This window comes from Streptomyces glaucescens (assembly GCF_002154375.1).
Taxonomy (GTDB): domain Bacteria; phylum Actinomycetota; class Actinomycetes; order Streptomycetales; family Streptomycetaceae; genus Streptomyces; species Streptomyces glaucescens.
The window spans coordinates 1-2,282 of record NZ_MUND01000392.1 but is presented as its reverse complement, the minus strand read 5'-3'; the positions used below and the strand labels follow the sequence as shown (position 1 = coordinate 2,282).

General features: G+C 76.2%; 2 protein-coding genes and 1 pseudogene. All 3 read left to right on the top strand.

Translation table 11 applies throughout. The features are described from left to right. Window positions 1-778 (top strand): ADP-ribosylglycohydrolase family protein (locus CCN42_RS24655; protein ID WP_211294788.1); only part of this gene is annotated, 778 nt, incomplete at its 5' end. An 8-nt stretch (window positions 779-786) separates the two neighbouring features. Further along, on the top strand, window positions 787-1,977 hold the full coding sequence (locus CCN42_RS24650; RefSeq protein ID WP_086168567.1) for an ADP-ribosylglycohydrolase family protein: 1,191 nt from the start codon (window positions 787-789) through the stop codon (window positions 1,975-1,977). Further along, window positions 1,965-2,282 (top strand): annotated as a pseudogene (locus CCN42_RS24645) (ADP-ribosylglycohydrolase family protein); the annotation flags it as partial. The gene CCN42_RS24650 and the pseudogene CCN42_RS24645, both read left to right, overlap by 13 nt.

Here is a 2,282-nt window from a genome sequence, read left to right as displayed (position 1 = left end):
CGCGAGCGAGGTCGCCGCGGCGGCCGAGCGCGCCCCCGAGGTGGAGTCCGCCGTACTCCCCCTGCGCGCCCGCATCTCGGTGCGCGCGGGCCTCGGCAACCTGGCCGCGGGCCTGCGCCCGCCCGCCACCGGCCACGACAATCCGCACTACTTCGACGACGCGGCCTGTGTCCGTGCCTGCGTCCTCGCGGTGGCCCATCCCGGCGACCCGGCAGGCGCCGCCGCCCTCGCCGAGTTCGACGCCCGCTACACGCAGGACGGCGACGGGGTGCACGGCGCCCGCGCGATGGCCGCCGCGGTGGCGCTCGCGCTGTCCGGCGCCGGCCCCACGGCCTGTGCGAGGGCCGCGCTCGCCGAACTGCCGGAGGAGACGGAGATCGGCCGCAACGCCCGCCACGCCCTGCGCCTGGCGGCGGACGCGGACAGCGCCTTCGCCCTGATCCCGCTCCTGGAGCACCAGATCGTCGACCACGTCTACAGCTACGGCATCGCCGCCGCCGAGACCGTCCCGGTGGCCCTCGCGCTCGCGGTCGCCGCCGACGGCCGTGTCGCGGAGGCGATCCCGGCAGCGGCCTGCCTCTCCCGGGTCGCCGACTCGGCCCCGGCCCTCGCGGGCGCCCTCACGGGCGCGCTGGGCGGCGGCGCGGCGATCCCCGCGTCCTGGCGGGACGCCTGCCGCCTCCTGCCGGGCTGTGTGCTGCCCCGGCTCACCGGCACCGACCTGGTGGAACTCGCCGGACTCCTGGAAGCCGCGCAACCGGCCCCGCCAGGAGGATGATTCGGGGCATGACCCCCAAAAGAGAAGAAAGCCGAGGAGACGAGAGCCGGGCGGAGTCCCTGGCCGAACGGATCACCGGCGCACTGGTCGGCGCCGCCGTCGGCGACGCCCTCGGCGGCCCCGTCGAGGGCTGCTCCCCCGACCAGATCCTCGAACGCCACGGCGGCCGGGTGCACGGCGTCGTCGGCCCCTGGAACGGCGACGCCTGGCGCACCGCCCGCCCCATCGCCCCGTACCACAAGGGCGACGGCCACGTCACCGACGACACCTTGATGACCCACGCGCTGGTCCGGGTGTACGCGACGGTCCGCGACCACCTGGACGCGTACGCGATCGCCGACCACCTGGTGCCGGACCTGATGACGACCCCCCGCTGGATCCCCGAACTGGAGGCCGAGGCACTGCCGTTGCACCGTGTCTTCCTGGCCGAGAAGTGGCTCGTCGCGCGGATCCACTACGGCCACGTCGACCCCCGCGAGGCGGGAGTCGGCAACATCGTCAACTGCGGCGCGGCGATGTACATGGCCCCCGTCGGCCTGGTCAACGCGGCCCGTCCGGCGGGCGCTTACGCCGAGGCGCTGGACGTCGCGGGCGCCCACCAGTCGTCGTACGGCCGGGAGGCGGCCGGGGTGTTCGCGGCGGCGGTGGCCGCGGCCTGCGCCCCCGGCGCGACCCCGGACTCGGTGGTGACCGCGTGTCTGTCCCTGGCGAAGGACGGCACCCGCGCGGCGATCGAGCGTGTCTGCGAGACGGCCGCCCGCCACACCGACTTCGAGTCGGCGCTGGTCCCGCTGCGCGAGGCGGTGGCCCCGTACGACACGGTCGGCCCCGACTACCGCAGCCCGTCCCTGGGTGCCCGCCGCCCCTCCCGGCTGCACGCGATCGAGGAGCTTCCGATCGCGCTGGGCATGCTGCTGGTGGCGGGCGGCGACTACCGCCACGCGGTGCTCGGCTCGGTCAACTACGGCCGCGACTGCGACTCCATCGCCACCATGGCCGGCGCGCTGGCCGGCGCCCTGGGCTCGCCGGTCCCGGAGGAGTGGGCGAAGACCGTCGCCGAGGCCAGCCGTCTCGACCTGCACGAACCGGCCCGCGTCCTCACCGAGGTGACCCGGGAGATCTTCGCCCGTGACGTACGGCGCCGCCGCGCCCACGAGGAGGCGTTCGCCGCGCTGGGAGGCCCCGGATGCTCCGACTGACCTGGGTCCAGCCCGAGGACCTGCTCGGCCACGAACTCCGCCAGGCCGCCCAGGACGGCCGCGAGCCCTCGGCGGTCGCCAAGCGCTGGAAGGCGGCGGGCGGCTGCGAGGCCCCCGCCCGGGCCGGCGCCTCCCCGCAGCCGTGCTCCCGCTATCTGCGCCTGCTCGCGGAGGACCTGCTGGACGAACTGGCGGACCTGCCCAGCAGCCTGGCCGACCGGGAACCGACGGACCTGGACCGGATCGTCTCCCTGTGCCCGCACTGGCCGTCCGCCCCGGCCCCCGCTCCCCCGGCGGACCTGCTC

Coding starts and splice junctions, on each gene's coding strand:
- CCN42_RS24650 (WP_086168567.1), top strand. CDS start 787: ATGACCCCCAAAAGAGAAGAAAGCCGAGGAGACGAGAGCCGGGCGGAG.